Source organism: Brevibacillus sp. FW301-21C12A (assembly GCF_058788915.1).
Genome location: NZ_JBYTBG010000026.1, coordinates 1 through 18781 on the forward strand (window position 1 = coordinate 1; position 18781 = coordinate 18781).

The 18781-nt window shown below is 53.7% G+C and carries 18 protein-coding genes and 2 pseudogenes; 13 read left to right on the forward strand and 7 right to left on the reverse strand.

What is annotated here, in order from left to right; translation table 11 throughout:
* Positions 1-202: 202 nt before the first annotated feature.
* Together AC3WQH_RS16040 and AC3WQH_RS16045 are read right to left on the reverse strand one after the other, a co-directional pair.
* A complete protein-coding gene (locus AC3WQH_RS16040; protein ID WP_309479914.1) occupies positions 203-412 on the reverse strand; it encodes an ATP-binding protein in 210 nt (69 codons plus the stop codon).
* A gap of 106 nt (positions 413-518) precedes the next feature.
* On the reverse strand, positions 519-1049 hold the full coding sequence (locus AC3WQH_RS16045; RefSeq protein WP_005828303.1) for an ECF transporter S component: 531 nt from the start codon (positions 1047-1049) through the stop codon (positions 519-521).
* Between the two features lie 192 nt (positions 1050-1241).
* Between AC3WQH_RS16045 and AC3WQH_RS16050 the strand changes: the two are divergent.
* From AC3WQH_RS16050 to AC3WQH_RS16075, 6 genes and pseudogenes are all read left to right on the forward strand, one after another.
* Positions 1242-1414, forward strand: a pseudogene (locus AC3WQH_RS16050) (DUF4180 domain-containing protein); the annotation flags it as partial.
* A 362-nt stretch (positions 1415-1776) separates the two neighbouring features.
* Positions 1777-3036 (forward strand): tyrosine--tRNA ligase, encoded by a 1260-nt coding sequence (gene tyrS / locus AC3WQH_RS16055; protein ID WP_005828299.1) that lies wholly within the window; start codon positions 1777-1779, stop codon positions 3034-3036.
* Between the two features lie 239 nt (positions 3037-3275).
* A complete protein-coding gene (locus AC3WQH_RS16060) occupies positions 3276-3554 on the forward strand; it encodes a hypothetical protein (RefSeq protein ID WP_290426887.1) in 279 nt (92 codons plus the stop codon).
* Positions 3503-3778, forward strand: a complete 276-nt coding sequence (locus AC3WQH_RS16065; RefSeq protein WP_235694630.1) for a DUF4253 domain-containing protein — start codon at positions 3503-3505, stop codon at positions 3776-3778. The genes AC3WQH_RS16060 and AC3WQH_RS16065 overlap by 52 nt, the downstream gene beginning before the upstream one ends.
* A 272-nt stretch (positions 3779-4050) precedes the next feature.
* A complete protein-coding gene (locus AC3WQH_RS16070; RefSeq protein WP_005828291.1) occupies positions 4051-4980 on the forward strand; it encodes an NAD(P)-dependent alcohol dehydrogenase in 930 nt (309 codons plus the stop codon).
* 287 nt (positions 4981-5267) lie between these two features.
* A complete protein-coding gene (locus AC3WQH_RS16075; protein ID WP_005828290.1) occupies positions 5268-6233 on the forward strand; it encodes an iron-hydroxamate ABC transporter substrate-binding protein in 966 nt (321 codons plus the stop codon).
* Between the two features lie 231 nt (positions 6234-6464).
* Here AC3WQH_RS16075 and AC3WQH_RS16080 read toward each other — a convergent pair whose 3' ends face one another.
* The 3 genes from AC3WQH_RS16080 to AC3WQH_RS16090 form a co-directional block, all read right to left on the reverse strand.
* Complete coding sequence (locus AC3WQH_RS16080) at positions 6465-7322, reverse strand: amidohydrolase family protein (protein WP_005828288.1); 858 nt, start codon at positions 7320-7322, stop codon at positions 6465-6467.
* Complete coding sequence (locus AC3WQH_RS16085) at positions 7319-10438, reverse strand: GNAT family N-acetyltransferase (RefSeq protein WP_492332153.1); 3120 nt, start codon at positions 10436-10438, stop codon at positions 7319-7321. The genes AC3WQH_RS16080 and AC3WQH_RS16085 overlap by 4 nt, the downstream gene beginning before the upstream one ends.
* A gap of 256 nt (positions 10439-10694) precedes the next feature.
* Entirely contained in the window at positions 10695-10997 is a 303-nt protein-coding gene (locus AC3WQH_RS16090; protein WP_165329007.1) for an AraC family ligand binding domain-containing protein, read from the reverse strand.
* A 72-nt stretch (positions 10998-11069) separates the two neighbouring features.
* On the opposite strand from AC3WQH_RS16090, the gene AC3WQH_RS16095 reads away from it, so the two are divergent.
* The 3 genes and pseudogenes from AC3WQH_RS16095 to AC3WQH_RS16105 all read left to right on the forward strand — a co-directional run.
* Positions 11070-11918 (forward strand): SDR family NAD(P)-dependent oxidoreductase, encoded by an 849-nt coding sequence (locus AC3WQH_RS16095; protein WP_492332154.1) that lies wholly within the window; start codon positions 11070-11072, stop codon positions 11916-11918.
* A 2-nt stretch (positions 11919-11920) separates the two neighbouring features.
* Positions 11921-13468, forward strand: a complete 1548-nt coding sequence (locus AC3WQH_RS16100; RefSeq protein ID WP_327990957.1) for an AMP-binding protein — start codon at positions 11921-11923, stop codon at positions 13466-13468.
* 128 nt (positions 13469-13596) lie between these two features.
* Positions 13597-13881: pseudogene (locus tag AC3WQH_RS16105) on the forward strand (zinc ribbon domain-containing protein); the annotation flags it as partial.
* Between the two features lie 150 nt (positions 13882-14031).
* On the opposite strand, the gene AC3WQH_RS16110 reads toward AC3WQH_RS16105, so the two are convergent.
* A complete protein-coding gene (locus AC3WQH_RS16110) occupies positions 14032-14370 on the reverse strand; it encodes a hypothetical protein (protein ID WP_005837207.1) in 339 nt (112 codons plus the stop codon).
* Between the two features lie 188 nt (positions 14371-14558).
* Positions 14559-15047: a C40 family peptidase gene (locus tag AC3WQH_RS16115; RefSeq protein WP_005829706.1), complete on the reverse strand. Its 489-nt coding sequence runs from the start codon at positions 15045-15047 to the stop codon at positions 14559-14561.
* 113 nt (positions 15048-15160) lie between these two features.
* Here AC3WQH_RS16115 and AC3WQH_RS16120 point away from each other — a divergent pair, with 113 nt between their 5' ends.
* The 4 genes from AC3WQH_RS16120 to AC3WQH_RS16135 all read left to right on the forward strand — a co-directional run bounded on the left by AC3WQH_RS16120 (position 15161) and on the right by AC3WQH_RS16135 (position 18770).
* Positions 15161-15469 (forward strand): DUF3139 domain-containing protein, encoded by a 309-nt coding sequence (locus tag AC3WQH_RS16120; RefSeq protein ID WP_005829704.1) that lies wholly within the window; start codon positions 15161-15163, stop codon positions 15467-15469.
* Between the two features lie 323 nt (positions 15470-15792).
* Entirely contained in the window at positions 15793-16230 is a 438-nt protein-coding gene (locus AC3WQH_RS16125; RefSeq protein ID WP_005829702.1) for an SRPBCC family protein, read from the forward strand.
* A 176-nt stretch (positions 16231-16406) separates the two neighbouring features.
* Positions 16407-16649, forward strand: a complete 243-nt coding sequence (locus AC3WQH_RS16130; RefSeq protein ID WP_206699328.1) for a DUF2798 domain-containing protein — start codon at positions 16407-16409, stop codon at positions 16647-16649.
* A 258-nt stretch (positions 16650-16907) separates the two neighbouring features.
* Positions 16908-18770 carry a helix-turn-helix domain-containing protein gene (locus AC3WQH_RS16135; protein WP_492332155.1) on the forward strand — a complete coding sequence of 621 codons (1863 nt, stop codon included), beginning with the start codon at positions 16908-16910 and terminating at the stop codon, positions 18768-18770.
* Positions 18771-18781: the final 11 nt, after the last annotated feature.

Here is an 18781-nt window from a genome sequence, read left to right on the forward strand (position 1 = left end):
TTGGTTGTGAAGTTGAAAATGTCATTCAGAATAATTTGACAATAGATGGATTCATTTTTTATGCAACGCTAATGATAGTGGGAGGAGTTTAAAGATTAAAAGGAAGCTCCGACATTAGTTGAATAGTTGTGTCAACCCCGACTATATTTTTGCCCTACTCTCGCCAGTTTGGAATTGCCCCACCTGGCGATTCTGCTGTTGGTTAGGTGGTAGAGGGAGGGGTGTAGGCCCCAGTCCTCATCTTTACACGAAGTCGGAAACTATTCCCCCTAATGTTGACGATGTAGGAATGGTGCAAATGTCGATCCCAAATAGCTGTAATCTGCATTTTTGACTTGCAAAATACACGCCTCAGTGATCCTTGTATAGCACACTTTTCTATATAAAGTGATAAAGTGCAAGCGAAAAAAATCGCCCAGGAATCAGCATCTCCTGAGCGATTTTGATCGTTACAGCCTGCCGAAGTGCGTCATACGTAGCACTTCTGCGCAAACTGTGCAAAAAAGCATGGTTCTCCCTTATCCTTGCCCGACAATTTTTTTCAGGCGTCCTACCAGCGGCAGCACGATGATTCCAGCAACGACGACCTGGAGGAAGTTCCCCGGAATCGAGCCAAACGGCAGAATCCAGTTGCTGTACAGAATCACTTCCGCGAAGTAGTAGCCCACGATTTTAATCAGCAGGGCGCAAGCGATAGCGAGAGAATAGGCAAGGACGCGTTTGCCCGGCATTCTTTCCGCGATGAGACCAGCGACATAGCCCATGGCCCCGACAATGACGAAGGTAAACGGTGCCCATACCGTCCAGCCGGAAATCAGATCGAACAGGCCCATCCCGAAGGCACCTGCAATCGCTCCTGCTTTTCTGCCGTACACGAAAGCGGCAATGAACAGAGGCACGTTACCAAGGTGAATCAGGCCACCGTTGCCTATGAACGGGAGACGGATGTTGATGAACATGGTGGCTGCAAGGGTAAAAGCGATAAAAAGAGCATGAATGATGAGCATTTTTGTTTTGGATGCAGATCTGGATGCATAGGTTGAATCCATAAAACAGCCTCTTTCTTTTTTCCTATTATCATACACGTAAATAAAGATGAAATAAATATGCTTCCGGCGATTTATTGGGGAAGAGTTGCAAGTGGGAATGGAAATTACTTGGTCGTTCTGCGAATATTGCGAGAGAGCGATTTTTTGTTTGCCGCAAGACGATCCGGGCCGTATTTTGCGATGGTAGTCGAAGGAGAAATTCTGCAAAAGTTCGTCACGTACAAGGCAAAGCTTGCTATCGCGGGCGATTTTTCCGTGTACACAAGCAAAAGCTTGAAAGATTTCATCTATGAGTCAAACAACGGCAACCACATTTTTTCCTGCCGACAGAACAGCAGGGGCTGCGAGGGCAAACTGCCAGTTGACACCGCCCTTCCAATTCACTATACTGTCTGTAATCTTATATGCGACATACGTTGAAAGAGCCCAGTAGCAGCTTGGTCCCTGTCCTAGAAAGCCGGGGGTGGATGGAACCCGGTACACACTAAGCCCGCGAATTACAACTCTGGAGTATCTCGGGTAATGCTGAGCGGAATGGCGAACGATATCTCGCCGAGAGTGGCATGAATGGCATCCGGAAGATGGGGTGACCATTGGTGCAATCTGGGTGGTAACACGGTTATACAATCGTCCCTGTGTCTACAATAGACAAGGGGCGATTTTTTGTTGTCACGCACAACGGTGATTCGGTATAGGAGATCTACGAACCTAAGGGAGTGAATTGGCTGTGAACATTATTGATGAACTCGAATGGCGCGGCGCCATTAACCAACAAACAGACGCCGAAGGGCTTCGTGAATTGACTGAGCAAAAATCGATCTCGTTGTACTGTGGCGTGGACCCGACGGGAGACAGCATGCACATCGGGCACCTGATTCCTTTTATCATGCTGAAACGTTTCCAGCTTGCGGGCCATCGTCCGGTTATTTTGATCGGGGGCGCGACAGGGACGATTGGCGATCCGAGCGGCCGCCAGTCCGAGCGCTCGCTGCAAACGCTGGAGCAGGTGCAGGCGAATGTGGATGCCCTCACCGCACAAATGAAAAAGCTGTTCATCACAGAAGGCGACAACCAGATTCGCCTGGTTAACAACTACGACTGGACGCATAAAATCAACGTGATCGAATTTTTGCGCGATTACGGGAAAAACTTCAGCATCAACGCGATGCTCGCCAAGGATGTCGTGGCAAGCAGACTGGAGAGCGGCATTTCCTTTACCGAGTTTTCCTACCAAATCCTTCAGTCGCTCGACTTCCTGCACCTGTACAGACACGAGGACGTCCAGTTGCAAATCGGCGGCTCCGACCAATGGGGCAACATTACGAGCGGTCTCGATCTGATCCGCAAAAAAGAAGGGCCTGAGGCGAAAGCGTTTGGCCTGACAATCCCGCTCATGCTGAAAGCGGACGGGACGAAGTTCGGGAAAACAGCGGGCGGTGCCGTCTGGCTCGATCCGAACAAAACGACGCCGTTCGAATTTTACCAGTTCTGGGCGAACACCGACGATCGCGACGTCGTGAAATACTTGAAATACTTTACGTTCCTCTCCAAAGAGCAAATCGACGAGCTGGCGGTAAAAGTCGAGACGGAGCCGCATAAACGCGAAGCGCAAAAAATGCTCGCAGAGGAAATGACGCGATTCGTGCACGGCGAAGAGTTGCTGGAGCAGGCCAAACGCATTACAGCCGCCCTGTTCACGGGCGATATCAAATCGCTTACCGCCGATGAGATCGAGCAAGGCTTCAAGGAAATGCCGACCTACGAGGCGACGAAGGAAGCGAAAAACATCGTGGACTGGCTCGTCGAGCTGGGCATCGAGCCATCCAAGCGCCAGGCGCGCGAGGACATTACGAAAGGCGCGATTTCCATGAACGGCGAGCGGGTGAGCGAGCTGGATCTGGAAGTAACGGCTGACCTGGCGATTGGCGGGCGTTTCATCATTATCCGTAAAGGCAAGAAAAACTACAGCCTCGTAAAGCTGTCGTAAAAAATAATCGTATGGCGAAGAAGCTTCCCTCCTAGTTGCGAGGGAAGCTTTTTTGCTGCAGCCGTGTTGCGATCAGCGCTTGGCAAAAGGATTGGCGTGGCCCAAGATTCTTGCGGATCGTTCTACTTTCTCAAGCAAAGATAGTGTACGATAAACGTGTGTGGATTATTTTTCCAAGGAAATCAGGGTGAAACAGACAAAGCGCTTCAGGCGTGCCAAAAGAAAAAGAGGTGTCGATCGTGATTGAAGAGTTGGTCCAATATTTGGAAGGGTGCGAAACCGAAGTGGTGGCTGCGGAGGATGTAGCGCTGCCAGCGGGACAGCACAGCATTCTCGTTTTGCCCTGCTACAACTTGCTGGAAATGATGGAGGAGGCATGTGACGAAGCAGAATCGCTGCCTGCCTTCGTAGAGCAGCAGCTTGCGGACGTGCACAGTCTGAGCGCGGATACGAGGCGCCTTTGTGGGTGCCGATGGGCGGCTACAACGAATGTCCGCTGCCTGTTTACCAGTCCGTGATCTTCCGGCATTTTCAGCAGCAGTACGGCGCAAACATTCTCGCGGTGACAGGCGATACGTGGGTACTGCAGGCAAGCAGACGGCCGCAAACGGCAGAAGAAGCGCTGCAACTGGCAAAAGAGCACTTCATTTTTTGCCAGTACGTCCTGGAGGACCAGCCGACACTCGGCCATTACGCCGATTCTTTGCTGAAACAGGATGTGTGGTATTTTTGGTGGGATTAGGAACAGACGTCCTGCTTGCGAAACTGCACGTCCCTAAGCCTCGGCCAAAACAGTCCATCGTCTGTGCCTGATTGCGCGGCTGGACGAAGGTGACGTCTGCTTCTGCCTCGGCGGGCTGATGCTTGTTTCTGTTTCCGCAGGCTACGGGAAAACAACGCTTGTCAGCGAGTGGCTCGCGGGCAGTTCCGAGCCTGCGGCCTGGCTGTCGCTCGATGAAGGAGAGTAGCTGTTTTGCGCCGACTCACGGCAAATGAAAATACAGGAGGAAGCCCATGAGAGCTATTGTCTGCCCCAAATACGGATCGCCGGATGTCCTCGTGTTGCAGGAAGTAGCGAAGCCTGTTCCAAAAGACAAGGAAGTGCTGGTCAAAATTCATGCGACGACAGTTACGTCCGGAGATTGCAGGGGGCGGGCTTTTCGCAGTCCGCTGTTGTACTGGTTGCCGATGCGCCTGTTTTTGGGCTGGACGAAGCCTCGACAACCGATTTTGGGTGTCGAGCTGGCCGGAGAAGTGGAAGCGGTCGGCGATCAGGTCAAGCGCTTCAAGCCGGGGGAGCGGGTGTACGCGCTGAGCGGGATGCGCTTTGGCGCACATGTCGAGTACGTCTGTCTGCGAGAAGACGCCGTGATCGCGCACATGCCCGGGAATGTAGCCTTCGAAGAGGCCGCCGCTGTGCCTTTTGGGGGGACGACAGCCCTGCATTTTTTTCGCAAAGGAAAGCTGCAGCGCGGGCAACGCGTCCTCGTTTACGGAGCGTCCGGGGCGGTAGGGACGGCGGCCGTGCAGCTTGCCAAATACTTCGGGGCGAACGTGACCGCGGTGTGCAGCGGCGTCAATTTTGCGCTGGTCAAGTCGCTCGGGGCCGATGAAGCGATTGATTATACAAAAGAAGATTTCGCGCGTACAGGCAAGCAGTACGATCTCATTTTCGACGCCGTCGGAAAAAGCTCGAAAGCCCGTTGCCAGCAGGCGCTCGCGCCAAACGGCAAGTTCATCACCGTAGATGGGCAAGGGGTGGCAAAAGAGCGGGCGGAAGACTTGCAATTTCTCGCGGAGCTGATGGCGTCAGGGCAGTTCCAAGCGGTGATCGACAGGCGCTATCCGTTGGCACAGGTTCCGGAAGCCCATTGGTACGTAGAACAAGGGCATAAAAAAGGCAATGTCGTCAGTACAGTGCAGCACGGTCAGGAAGGCGGATAAAACGGCTGAATGGCCGTTTTTTTGTGGGAAAATGATTCGGACGCCATGGCCGCGTGCAGGCAAGGAAAGCAATGCAATGCAATGCTTCGTCCGACAGACGGGCAGCGCTCGCGGATTGGCTGCTGCCGCAATCTGCAAACGCTGACAAAATCAAGCTTGCCGAGTTGTCAGATCGAGTCTTGCTCCATATTGACAGGGAATAGAGAACTGTTTATAGTATGTAATGGTTCGGAAATGATTATCATTATCAATTGTTGGTTTTCATCTGTTAAAAAGGAGAATGCAACATGAAAAAGTGGCTCACCTCTATCATGATGTCGCTCGTACTGCTGCTGAGCGCCTGCGGCAATGCATCGGTGCCAACGGAGAACGCTGCTGGTGGCAACGCAGCAAAGCAGGAAGCGACAACAGAAGCAAAACCGGAAGCCGAAGCGAAGCCGGAGACGATTACGTACCAGTCGGAGAACGGACCGATCGAGGTTCCTGCGAGTCCTAAGCGAATTGTCGGTTTGACCAATGCGCCGAACGTTCTTGCTTTGGGCGGAACACTGGTCGGGGTCGACGAATGGACGAAAAAGAACCCGTTGTTCGCGGATAAGGTAAAAGATGTCGAAACGGTATCCGATGAAACGATGGAAAAAATTCTCGCCCTCCAGCCTGACCTGATTATTGCCGGGTCGTGGATGAAAAACTTGGATAAATTGAAGGAGATCGCGCCAACGGTCGTCTATACGTGGGGCAAGCTGGACTATTTGGCGCAGCAGCGCGAGATCGGCAAGTTGCTGAACAAGGAACAGGAAGCGCAAGCGTGGATTGACGATTTCACGAAGCGCGCGCAAGCGGCCGGCGAAGAAATCAAGGCGAAAATCGGCAAGGACAAAACCGTGTCCGTCTTTGAGCACGACGCAAAAGACTTTTATGTCTTCGGAAACAACTGGGCTCGCGGAACCGAGATTCTGTACCAGGCAATGGGCCTCGCCATGCCGGAAAGAGTGAAGAAGGACGCCCTCGGCCCGGGCTACTACATGCTTTCCCTGGAAGTGATTCCGGAGTATGCCGGAGACTACATCGTACTCAGCCAGCGCAAAGGCGGCGAAAATGCGTTCCTGAACTCCGAGACGTGGAAAAAGATTCCTGCTGTGAAAAACAACCACGTGATCGTCATCGACACGGAGGCATCTACCTACAGTGACCCGATTACGTTGGAGTACTTGCTGAACATTTTTAAGGAAGGTTTTTTGGGCAAGCAATAACCGCTTATAAAAAATACAGACAGGCCAGGAGAGACGCGCTAAAAATACGAAAACGCTTAGGGAACCGTTCAATCCCAAGCGTTTTTCTTTTTGTTTGGCGACCTGTGCGGGATGGAAGTATGTAAACCGTTTTTCCGCCAAGTTGACAGTAAAAACCCCACGGGCTCACGGGCAAACTGCCACGTGACACAGCATGGGGCTTGTAGTTATTCCAACTATCAACCTTCCAGTTTACTCAACAATCGTCCTGATTTTCGGAAACACCTTCAACGCCGTCTTATAAAACACATCCTCATGATACTCCGCCGGGATCAGCTCCTGCACGAACTGGATGTACGACTTCACGGGCGCGAGCGGCCAGTCGGTGCCGAACAGGAACTTTTCGTAATGGTCGCAGTAGGTGATCGCGTGGCGCAGGTGGGCGAAGAACAGCGGCGACTCGGCCAGTCTGCGGCAGTTGGCGGCGTCACCGACCATCAGGCCGGAGAGGTCGGCAAACATGTTGCGGTTTTTGTACACGACTTCTGCGCCATCCAGCACCCAAGGATCGCCGAAATGCGCCATCAAGAAGTTCACGTCCCGATGCTTCACGGCTACTTCGTCGAGCGTGAGCGGGTGGGAGTATTTGAGCAGGCCGCGCTCCGAGTACGTATCGCCCGTATGAAAAACAACCGGTACCCCGTATTTGGCCGCAAGCGCGTAGACCGGATCGTAGACGCTGTCGTAAGCGTAGAATGGATAGTAGCCCAAATAGATTTTCAAGCCGACGGCCTGCGGCTTTTGCAGTTCGGCTTCCAGGCGGGCGACTGCCGCCTCGTCCAGATGGTACGGATTGATCCCGAGGCAGTAGACGAGCTGTGGCGGCAGCTCGTCTGTCAGGTCGAGGCCCATTGGTGTTGCCGCCTCCGGGTCGGGAAAGCCGTTCTTTTGCGTCTCGGTCAGGCCCATGCCGATGCCGAGCACGACGCCGTTTTCCGCGTATTCCTGCAAAATGCCCTGGACGGAGTAGTCGACGAACGACTTTTCGGCCGCTGTGCGCTTGAATTCTTCGATGTGGGACAGATGCATGTGGGCATCAATAATTTTCATCGTGAAATCCTCCCTTCGGTTTCGCTGGCAAACCGGATGGCGCGCAAGGCCGACAGCGAATCGGCTGGCAGCGGCTCGTCCGCAAACAGGAAAAAGACAGGGGCGGTAAAGGCTATGCGGTCGTGCGGCAGGTTCAGCTCGCGCGAGAGGGAGGCGAGGGCGATTTCTTTGTTGGCGTAGAGGTCGATGTCTGCCGTCTCCAGGTCCGTGACGATTTGCAGCTTTTCCTTGCGCGACGGGCTGCCAAACGTATAGTCTGACGCTTCGTAGGCGAACAGTTCCCCTTGGCCCAGCTTGTAGTGCAGCTTCTCGCCATGCTTTCCTGCCGTGTTCAGCCACAGTGGGCCTGTAGCAGTTTCGGTTTGCAAAAAGATTTCTGTCGTCCAATCTTTGTTCGCAAAGTACGTCCCCGTATGCTGCACGATCTCGATAGTATGGCAGAGCAGCGGGACGCCAGGCATGAGCAGGAAATATTGATGGCAGGTGAGGCCTCGATATTTTTCCTGCTTTTTTACGTGGTAGCTCAGTTTGATCCCTTGCCAGACGTTTTGCTTGTTGTCGGTCAGTTGGGCGAAGCAAGCGGACCGCTCTTCCTTGACCAGCGAAAACGCACTCAGCTCCTCGACGTGGTTGCTGATGCCGCCTGTCCACGGATTCCACCACGACTTCGGCTGGCGCTCGGGGAAGGAGCTGGCCAGCCACTCCTGCCCTCCGGCGGTGAGCGAATAGAGCGCCGGAGCGAAGTCCGGGGCGGCTTTGATGCGGATAAAGCCGTTGTCCGCGACGTACACCTGTTGTCCCGCTTCCTCGGTCGTCTCCTGGGCAATCTCGCCTTGTCCGATGGGGAAGATCGCGCTCTGCAAGCGAGCGTCGTGGGTGGCGAAGCGTCCGTCTACGCGCACGAGGTCAGGCGAGCCTGTCGGCGCAGCGAGCGAAAAGCGCGATTCTGTCGCTTCCGCCTCTTCCGTGTAGCGGTGGGCCTGTTTTCCGGCAGGCGCGCTTTGCAGCGAGGCAGTCAGCTCGCCCTCCAAATATTGCTGTTTGTATTCTTTGACCTGTACCTGCACTTCTTTTCCTGCGACAAACGGGTTGTGATCGTTGGCGACAAGCTCCAGATGTGGCGTCAGGGACAAGTTTGCTGATGGCAAAGCTTCTTTTTGCGCAAAGGCGCGGAAGTCTTTCCAGTCCGCATACGCACCGTGCGTCATGTGGATCGGGCCGAACTTCTTTTTGTCGTGCGGCTCCAGGCTGCCAAGGCACGTCTCCAGCGTGAGCTGCCGGACCTGGAAGTCAATCCGGTACTCCTTCGGCCAGCACATGCCCCACGGAACTGCTTCCTCCCGCGAAAACAGCCAGTTTTCGCTGACGAGCTTGCCGTCCCAGTAGTCCAAATCGCTGCCGTAGGAGGAAGGCACTTCGACATAGCGGCCTTGATACGGCAAAACGGGGCGGTGCAGCGTATGGGAAAAGCCTTGGATCAGCCACAGCTCCGCCGCCATTTTTTCGGCAGAGCGGTTTTCCAGTTCCAGCAAGTGTTCGACGGAGCCGTCTCCGAACAGCAGCGTCTTTTCCACCAGGACAAGTCCGGGGTAACTGCCGGAGTGATACGTGGCGTGAATCCCGATCGCTCCTTTTTCCGCGACAAACTCGACCTGCTCGGCGCGCTTTTTGGAAAACTCGCTGGAATACGGCTTGCCAAGCTTCGGATAGGCGATGTAGCTCGGTTCGCCGCCATTTGCGCCGACGATGGTCAGCTCGTTGTCGTCCTTGGTCAAAAACAGCGAGTGGCGGCCGTGGTGCACTTGCCAGGTTTGCTCCGTCTCGCCCGCGAGCATGGCGCCAAGGCCAGTGAAGGCAGCCCCGAGCTTTTTCACAAACGAGACTGTACTGCCGTCTGCAAGCTGCGCCTGTACACGAACGTCCGCTTCGTAAAAGCCGTGTTGCAGCAAATCGGCCGCAAGCGGCAGCGAGGTGCGCTCCTTGCCTGCCAGCGTCAGCGTGAATTGCTGTTCATGGAAGCGCAAAAACGGCGCTTCCGGAAGCGTGAACGAAAACTGCGCTTCTTCGGCAAAGTTGTTTTCCACATCGAGATAAAACGGTGCGGTCTGTCCAGGATAGGACAAGCCGGGGACGTGCAGGGAGAGGGAAGCGGGAAACTTGGGCAAGATTCCGACCTGGAACAAGGCGCGCCTGCCGTTAATCAGGACGTGTGTGCAGACTCGCGGATGCGTGCGCCAGACGCTTTGCTCCTCTGTAATCTCTCCGACAAAAAAGCTGGCGGACAGCGTCGTCTCGCCCGTCACTTCCAGTTCTTGGCGATAGTCAAAGCGGATGTTTTCGTCAGACTCTCCTGTCAAAGATAGCTGCAACGGCTTGCCTGATTTGTTGACGATCCGATAGTGAATCTGGTACGTGCGACCGAAGACCAGCTCCAGTTGCTCCACCTCGGCAGCGAGCAAGTAATCTTCCGTTTCGATCAGCCGCATGCCGCGCCCGCGCCGTTCAAACTCTACGCGCAGGCTTTTTTCGCCTTTCGTCCAGGAGTAGGTGAAGTAGTCGAAGCCGTTTTCTTTCCGACCGTCCGGCTCGACCACAATCTCCCGGGCAGAGTCCCGATACCAGTCGAGTTCCTCGAAGTAGTGCGCGATGGCTTCCGTCCGCAGCACAGTGGGCATCATGTTCATCAAATGCGTGCTATCGTCGCGGTCTTCCCAGAAAAAACCGAACTTTTTATACAGGGGGACAGCCTTCGTGTTGCCCGCCCATGTGTAGAGATCAAGCCGCGGCCAGCCGAGTTCGACGGTCTTGTCCAGTGCGCGGGCAAGCAGCATGCGTCCTACCTTTTTGCCATGGTATTCCGGCCGGACGTTGAGCAGGGGGATGTAGAGGGCGCCGGTATCTTCGCGGTACTCGGCGAGGCTGCAATAGCCCACGACGGTTTCGCCGTCCATCGCCAGGTAGACAGCGAGCGCATCGGAGTGAGCTTCCTCCTGTCTGATCTGTTCCGCTGTCGTGATTGAATTTCCGCCTCCCCAACTGTCCCGACTGGCGTTCCACATGTCCGCGACGGCCGCGGCCAGCTCGGGACGGTAAAGGACGATAGAGATAGATTCCATGATTGCCTGCACCTCGATCTCATTGTCAGATTTTGTATAGTAATAGAGAGACGATTGAGGGAGAGGTTCGGTTTCTTGTTTTCGCGCCTTTTTCGCAGGCGGGGAGAGTGGGCAAGGAGAAAAAGCGAGAGGGAATGTACGATGGAAAGCCGGTATCGCAGAAACACGAGACCGGCTTCGTCCAGGCGTGGCTTGGCGGCGGGTGGAACTTACACGGGTTGCGGCAAGCTCCGCCGCTGGCATGGCGCTTTTATGACTAGCGTTCAATCCGGATGACTACCATCTCTACATCTTCGTCCAGAGCGCGCACGCTATGCTTTTCCAGAGGGAGCATGTGCAAAAGCGTCTGCGGAGTCAGCTCCACCTGTTTGCCGGAAAAGTCGAACACGGCTGTGCCCTTTTGCACGATAATGAGCACGTCTGCATCCGTATCGTGTTCCGGGACGAACGCTCCGGCGCGCAACTGCAACTGCAAGACTTTTGTCCGCTCAAATCCCATCAGCGCCCCGATGTGCTTAGGTGCCGACTCCAAATGGTTGTTCAGGTCATAGGTTTGCATGTTCTTGTTTCCCGGGGCAGAGTCGAGGAAAATAAGGAGAAATCTACTACTTGCCAAAAAAGGGTCATGCCGATGCATACGTACAGTCTTTTGGAAAAACTGCTGTTTTGGCTAGCCGTCCTGGACGAAAAAAGGCTGGCACGCTCGCTTGCAGGCAAGACGATCCTCATTACAGGGGCAAGCTCCGGGATTGGCGAGCAGCTCGCATATTTGTTGGGGCGTTGCGAGGTGCAGTTGCTTCTGGTGGCGAGAAGAGAGGAAAAGCTTCGCCAGCTCAAGCGGGAAATCGAGCAGCACGGAACGGCTGCAGTCAGCGTTTTCGGGGCGGATTTGCGCGAGCCGCTTGAACTGGAGTCGTTTCTCGCCTGGGTGTGCGAGCAGGCTGACACGATAAATATCGTGGTCAGCAACGCGGGCTTGTCCATCAGGCGTTCGATCATGGACTCGCTCGACCGCCACCACGATTTTACGCGCACGATGGCGATCAATTACTTCGCCCCGGTCAGGCTGCTGCTGTCTCTTCTGCCGCAGCTTGCCCGAAGCAACGGACAAATCATCCATATCTCGACGATCAACACGTCGCTGATTCCGCTGCCGTACTGGGCGGCGTACCAAGCTTCGAAGGCAGCTTTTGACACTTGGTTTCGCTCGGCGGCACCGGAGTGGAACGCGCGAGGAATCGCCACGACTGCGATTTATTTTCCGCTGGTAAAAACGCCGATGATCGCGCCGACTGCCGCCTACCGCAGCATGCCCGCCATGAGCGCGGAGCACGCCGCCCGGGTCATCGCCAAATCCATGTGCACGAGACGAAAAAGCTGGCGGCCGTGGTGGCTTTTGTTCGGGGAGCTGGCCTCGGTGTTGGGCAGAGGACTGTTGGAGCGCCTCACTCCGCGCTGGCTGCGAAAAAAGGGGGGATGACGGTGCGGATCGTGTTTTTGCTTGCGACGCTGTACAAAATGAAGCTGTTGACGCCAGCAGGAATCGGCAGGCTGCTCGCCGCCATCTGCCGATACGGAACCAACCTGATGACGCTGTTGCAGGTCGCGCAGCGCACGTACGGCCAAAAGATCGCCCTGGCCGACGAACGGGAAGCCGTCAGCTTTCGGCAGTTGTGGTGCGACTCCGAACGCCTCGCCTGGGCGTTCAGGGAGAAATACGGGCTTGCCCGCGGCAAAAAGGTCGGATTGTTATGCCAAAACCACATGGCGCTGGTGAAAGCGATTTTCGCCGCTTCCGGCACGGGGTGCGACATTTATTTGCTCAATCCGGAGATGAGCGCAAGGCAGCTCGCGCAACTGCTGGACGAGACGAAGCTCGACCTGCTCGTCCACGACGCCAACGGGACGGCCCGCATTGAGCAGGCGGCGCACAGGACCGTGCGGCTGCACAGCTACTACGACCAGTTGCCCGCCATCAATCGGCTGCTGCACGAGTGGCATGAAACGGCTGCCGCCACCCCAAAATCGCCAAAGCGGGCATCTGCCGGGCACATCATGCTGTTGACAGGAGGGACGACGGGGCAGCCGAAAAAAGTCGCGCACAAGCCGTCGCTGTTCCACTATTTGCCGCCGTTTTTGGCGCTGCTGACGCGGCTTCGGCTGCTGCGCTGCCATACTGCCTATGTGGCTACGCCCATCTGCCACGGATACGGGCTGGCGATCTTGCTCTTGTTCCTTGCGCTGGGCAAAAAAGTCGTGATAACGCCCGGCTTCGACGCCGCCAACGCCTGTGCGCTGATCGAAAAGCACAAGGTCGACGCCGTGACGGTCGTTCCGCTCATGCTGAGAAAAATGCTGCGGCACAACGCGAGCGCCTTGCAGTCTCTCGCTTGCATCGCTTCTGGCGGCGCGCCGCTAACGCCCGCACTTGCCGCCGAAGTGTCCGGCCAATTGGGAGCGGTCTTGTTCAACCTGTACGGCACTTCCGAAGCGGGCCTTTGTGCCGTCGCAACTCCGCAAGACCTGGCGGCTGCACCGCACACGATTGGCAAAAAAATTGGCGGTGTCGGCTTGCACGTACGGGGAAGGGACAGGCAAAAGCTCGCGGCAGGCGAGATCGGGCAGCTTTGCGTGCGAAGGCGGAGAGCGCTTTTTTCCACCCGGACCGGATGGGTCGAGACAGGGGATCTGGGCTATCGGGATGAGCACGGGTATTATTTTTTATGCGGAAGGACAGACGACATGGTCGTATCCGGCGGAGAAAATGTGTATCCGATCGAGCTGGAGCGCATTTTGGCCGAGCATCCGGGCGTAGAGGACGCGGCTGTGGTGGGCATTCCCGACGAAGCGTTTGGGCAAAGGCTGAAAGCGTTCGTGCAGCCTGCGAGCTATGCCGGGCTGACCGAGGAAGCTGTGCTGGACTGGCTGCGCCCGCGAGTCGCCAGGTATCAGTTGCCAAAAGAGATTGTGTTCGTTGACAGCATCTCCTACACCGACCTGGGCAAGCCCGACCGGAAGCAGCTTGTATAAAGACAACGACACATCCGCATGCAGAGAGAAATACGGACTTGTCCGCGGCAAAAAGGTCGGCTTTCTATGCCAAAACCACATGGCGCTGGTGAAAGCGATTTTCGCCGCTTCCGGCCATTCACCCCTATCAAAAGACGGCAAGAACAAGCCGTAAAAACGAAAAGAATCTGCATACTTGGTCATTTTATCGCCTGTCTCAGTTCATTGAATATAAAGCGAATTTAGTTGGTATTAGAGTTGAGCATGTGAATCCTGGATACACAAGTCAGACATGCCCTAAATGCTCTGAGAAGAATAAGGCACAAGACCGTAAGTATAAATGCAAATGTGGATTCGAAAAACATCGTGATTTAGTCGGTGCTATGAACATTCGATATGCACCTGTGATTGATGGTAACAGTCAATCAGCCTAAGATGCTATATGCACTGTCTTAGGAGGGGCAATGAGATGCCCTCATCTTGAAGGCTGTTCAAAACAGAAATGGACTGCGAACGCTTAGTCATTCAAGAATCCCACCCGTACACCGTAAAGTGGAAGGCTTGCGGCTTTAGACGTGGGAGTCTCAAGAGTCAGATTCTATTTTTTTCCGAAGCAACCCTAAATATTTCCGTTTGTATTTATTTACGCCTTGTTGGGATATACCTAAATGCTTTGCTACTATTTCTTCTGGAACCCCATTGATAACTACTTGCTCGATAATGAATCTTGCTTTGGATGGAAGGGAATTCAACATTTCTTCTACATACAACTTAGAATCTACAGAAAATATTTGATTCTGCCCACATATATTTTCTATGATCGGAAGCTCTCGGGCGGAAATCTTCTTTGCTTGATACTGCAACCGCCAAGCAATCCTTTTTATAACTCTCCTACACTCTTCTTTTAGTAGTTCATCATTCATGCTTCTCACCATCCCATCTTATAGGTAAATGAACAAAGTAAAAAGCAACTTATTTTAACTAATCAATACATTTTTTGTTCTTAGATGGTAAAAAGAGGATTTCTTCTTCGCTTGGAGTATAAATTACAGAGTTGGGAAATCTGTGCAAGGAATAAAACCCCGCTAATGCGAGGTTTTATTCAACCTTATTACTTATAAACTTTGATAGTTACTACTGATGCAAGGTCCTCTGAATCTCGAACATCGCTTGGATAAATATGAGTTGCTCTACTACGATCGGTAAGGCCCGTGCCGGTAATATCGAGATCATAACCATAGTAAAATGCGTGCCAGATGAACTTAGAACAATAACTAAGCTCGATATTGTTCAAGTCCATATTGAAGTAATATTTCTTTACGTCACGAATATGGTTGGTTGCCCATTTAGCAGCCTTAGAAGCTCCTTTCCTGGGGCGGAGAACTTGGATCTTATCGCCGTCATCAAATCGATTTACATAGTAATTGATATCGTCAACGAACCCAGGTCCCTTTGGATGAACGTGAATTACATTGTAGCCTGGTCCTACAATTGCCACGTGTCCAACAAAAAAAGTCGAGATGCTTTTTTTCGAGTACAATACGTCTCCTGGCTTCATATCCGTGTTAGTACCAGGATATTGTGGTCTATCAGATGCCATATAAAATTCCTCCTATAAAGTTGATTAACGATAGTAGGGCGCCCATTATCGCTTTCACTCTTTAGGGAAAAAAAAGCATCATTTTACAACCAGTTTTTTGGGGGATAACGAAAATGCACAAAAAAACAATGATTATAGTTTTCCTGATCTTAATCCTGATCGCTGCTCCAGTTATATATGTTCAAGGAACTTTGTTAAGCTTAGAAAATCAAGTACGCCAATATCTCATTACGGAGAAAAATCTCGATGAGAAAACAATAGCTAGTGTAGATGGCGTTTTTGGGAAGCTTCCGCTTTTTAGTGTAGAAGTTATTTTTGCTGATGAACCCGATGTAAGATACTTTTATACTGAAAAAAACGGAGAGATAATACCTCTTAGTGCAACGCTTAAACCCGAAGGATACGAATACAAACATAAATGAGTTCCCAGAGGCTTCGCCGAAACCCAGAATACTCGAAACCCATCAAGGAAGTTCTTTCCCGGGGCATTTCGTGCATCCTGCGAGCCATGCCGGGCTGACCGAGGAAGCTTTGCTGGGCTGGCTGGCTGCGCCCGCGAGTCGCCAGGTATCAGTTGCCAAAAGAGATTGTGTTCGTTGACAGCATCGCCTACACCGGCCTGGGCAAGCCCGACCGGAAGCAGCTTGTGTAAAGACAACGACACATTTTCCCGAAATATCCTGCCCCCTAAAGCCATACATATTACGAGACATCCGAAACAACCAGGGGAAAGGAATGAGCAACCATGCCTCAAGGCATCCACGATATCGAGCTGCCGCTGCCGATCGGGACGATCTGGGAATTTGTCAGCGTGCTGGAGAACTGGGTTCCGCTCGTGCCAGGCTACATCAGCCACGAAGTGATCCATGAGCGGCGCGTGACCTGGACGTTTACCGGCGACATCGGGATTATGAAAAAGCAAATCAGCCTGCAGGTGGACATTACCGAGTGGAACGAGCCGACGGAAGTGAAGTTTACACTGACCGGAATCAACGAGAATTTTACGGGAGAAGGCTACTTTCGGGCAGAGGCGTTGGGGGAGGAGCGCACGAAAATGACCGGGTTTCTCGACATTACGGCAAAAGGCTTGAAGGCCCCCATGGTGAACTCGATCCTGAAGTCACACGTCCCGCAATTGACGACAGATTTGGCGGAAGCCGTCGCCAGCCGGATGAGGGAATAACAAGAGCAGCGTTGCTGAAAAACCTTTGCGATACAGCAAAGGTTTTTTCTTGTCCCGTCGACACTTGCAGCGTTGACGGCTTCGCTATTTTGCTTTGAGCTACCATAATTAATCGGGTAACCGTCGCGCAGAACGGTTGCCTTTTAATAGGAAGAAACAGGAAAATCAGCGAGGTGATGCGTGTGAAAATCCCGAAAAAATACGAAGCGATTGTCTTTACGTTTTTAATGGCGCTGGGCATGTCCTGTATTTTGTCGTTCTTCATGATGCTGGTGAATTTCGGCTTCAACTCCATGCTGCTCGAGCGCTGGCTCAAGGCATGGCCGATGGCTTTTTCGCTGGCGTTTCCCGCCGCTTACTTTTGGCCAAAAGCAATCCGGCGGCTGATGAAAAAAATTACGTTTGTCGAGAGCAAATAACGCTTGGTCACCGCACAGCTATCGCAAAGGCTGTGTTTTTTTATACAGACAAGAATGGATAAGATTCTTATCCAGTAGAAAGACAACGAAGGCTGGGTCAAGCCAGTGGCGCAGCCAAATTTTCTAATGCGCATCGCCAGGCGCATACGCCAACTGTCCCTAGGGGCGATTCTTTATTGATGATGAGAATCATTATCTTTATAATAGACCCACATCCAATTCCACGACGCCACAGCACAGAACAGGAGGGAAAGGGAGTTGTCATTTCAGGACGATTTGTTGTTATGGAATCACGCAGCTCTCAAAGTAGTGGACGTCCGCCGTGCGGTGATCCAGCCAGGCGACAGCCTGCGCGCGCACCAGCTTACGGCAGGCTCATTTTTGTGTACCGTACAGGGAAAGGCTTGCGTGCTGCTTGACGAAGCGCAGTATCAGGCGGGCCCTTATCATGTTTGCCACGCCGGAAAAGGCACGGTACTCGCGATTGATTACGTGCAGGAAGCACTCGAGTACTATTTGCTGCAATACAAGGCGACCCTGGCTCTGCCGTGCCGCGAGGAGCTGTTGCGGCTGCAGCAGAAGCGAGACCCTTTTCAACTCGCGCACAGCTTTACGCCGCGCTATCCGCTGCCGCTGTTTGGCACAGTCCGCCAGATGCACGAGAAATGGCAGAAGGCGAGCATGCTGGACAGGCTCCACGCGAAGGCGCTCTTGCATCAGTTTGTGTACGAATGGCTGCAGCAGCGCCAGGAGCAGGCAGAAGAGCCGACTGTCCAGAGTCTGGTGGACAAGGCAATCCGCTTGATCGAGGAGCAGTTCTCCGAGAAAATGACGCTGCATGCGCTGGCGAGCCAGGTAGGCTGCCAGGAGCGGCAGTTGCAACGGCTGTTCAAGGCAGCGCTTGCGGTGGGGCCGATGGAATACCTGCTCCGCGTCCGGCTGGAAAAGGCCAAGGACCTGCTGCTGAAACTGAATGTGCCGCTGATGGACATTGCCGAGGCTGTCGGTTTTACAGACAGCTATTACTTCAGCCGCCTGTTCAAAAAATACGTCGGCATCTCCCCCAGCCAATTCAGAAAAATGGCCGGGCAACCCGAACTTTGTCGTCAAAATCCATCCGGCTTGTCGCCATCGTTCATTGGCGGCAAAAGCGTGCCCTTGTATAGTATTAACAACGAGAATGGGAGTCATTCTCAACAAAAAACAGCACCTGCTTCGGCTGCTCTGGCAGCGCACAGGAGCAAGCGTGCAAAACAGGCAGACCCTGAGGGGGGAGTGGCAAAAACGACAAGCAAGTACATCAGGCATCTGCGAGGCGAACTGGAGCTGGACCGACTGCCCGAAAAAATTGCGGTGCTCGATTACCAGTACATCGATCAAATGTACGCACTCGGCCACTTGCCAGCAGGCAGCGTATTTGCCACGACCAGCCCGTCCGGATTGCCGGAATATTTGGGCGAGAAAATGAGCGCGATCAAAAGGCTGGGGACAAAGGATCATCCGGATATGACCGCGATTGCCGAGCTGTCGCCGGAGCTGATTGTCTGCACGGATACACATGCGCATTTGTACGACGAGCTGGTCGCGATTGCCCCGACGGTGATGCTCGGCAGAAACGACGACTGGCGGACGACGCTTCCTGTGCTGGGAAAAATGCTCGGCAAAGAGCAGGAGGCGCAACACGTGATTGACGCGTACAACCAAAAGATCGTCCATCTGAAAGATGCGATTGCGGCCAAGCTGGGGGGCAAGACGGTTTCCTTGATCCGGCCGCGCGACAACATGATCCGGCTGCACACGACGGCGCACCGGACGGCACGGATTTTGTACCGCGATCTCGGCATCGCGCCGCCACCGATGGCGATGGACAGCAAGCGGACCAGCTCGTACATCCAGTTGGACGCCATGACCGAACTGAATGCCGACCACCTCTTTGTGTTGCAGGACGATACGAACGCCGCGCTGACCAGCGCCTACCAGGAGTCCGCCCTCTGGAGAAACCTGAGCGTGGTCAAAGCCAACCATGTGCGCACGTTCGACACGACGATGTGGATCGGCTTTTACGGGCCTGTCGCGATTAACCGGGTAGTGGATGAAATTGCAGACGCGCTGTTGTCCTGACCGCCTCATCT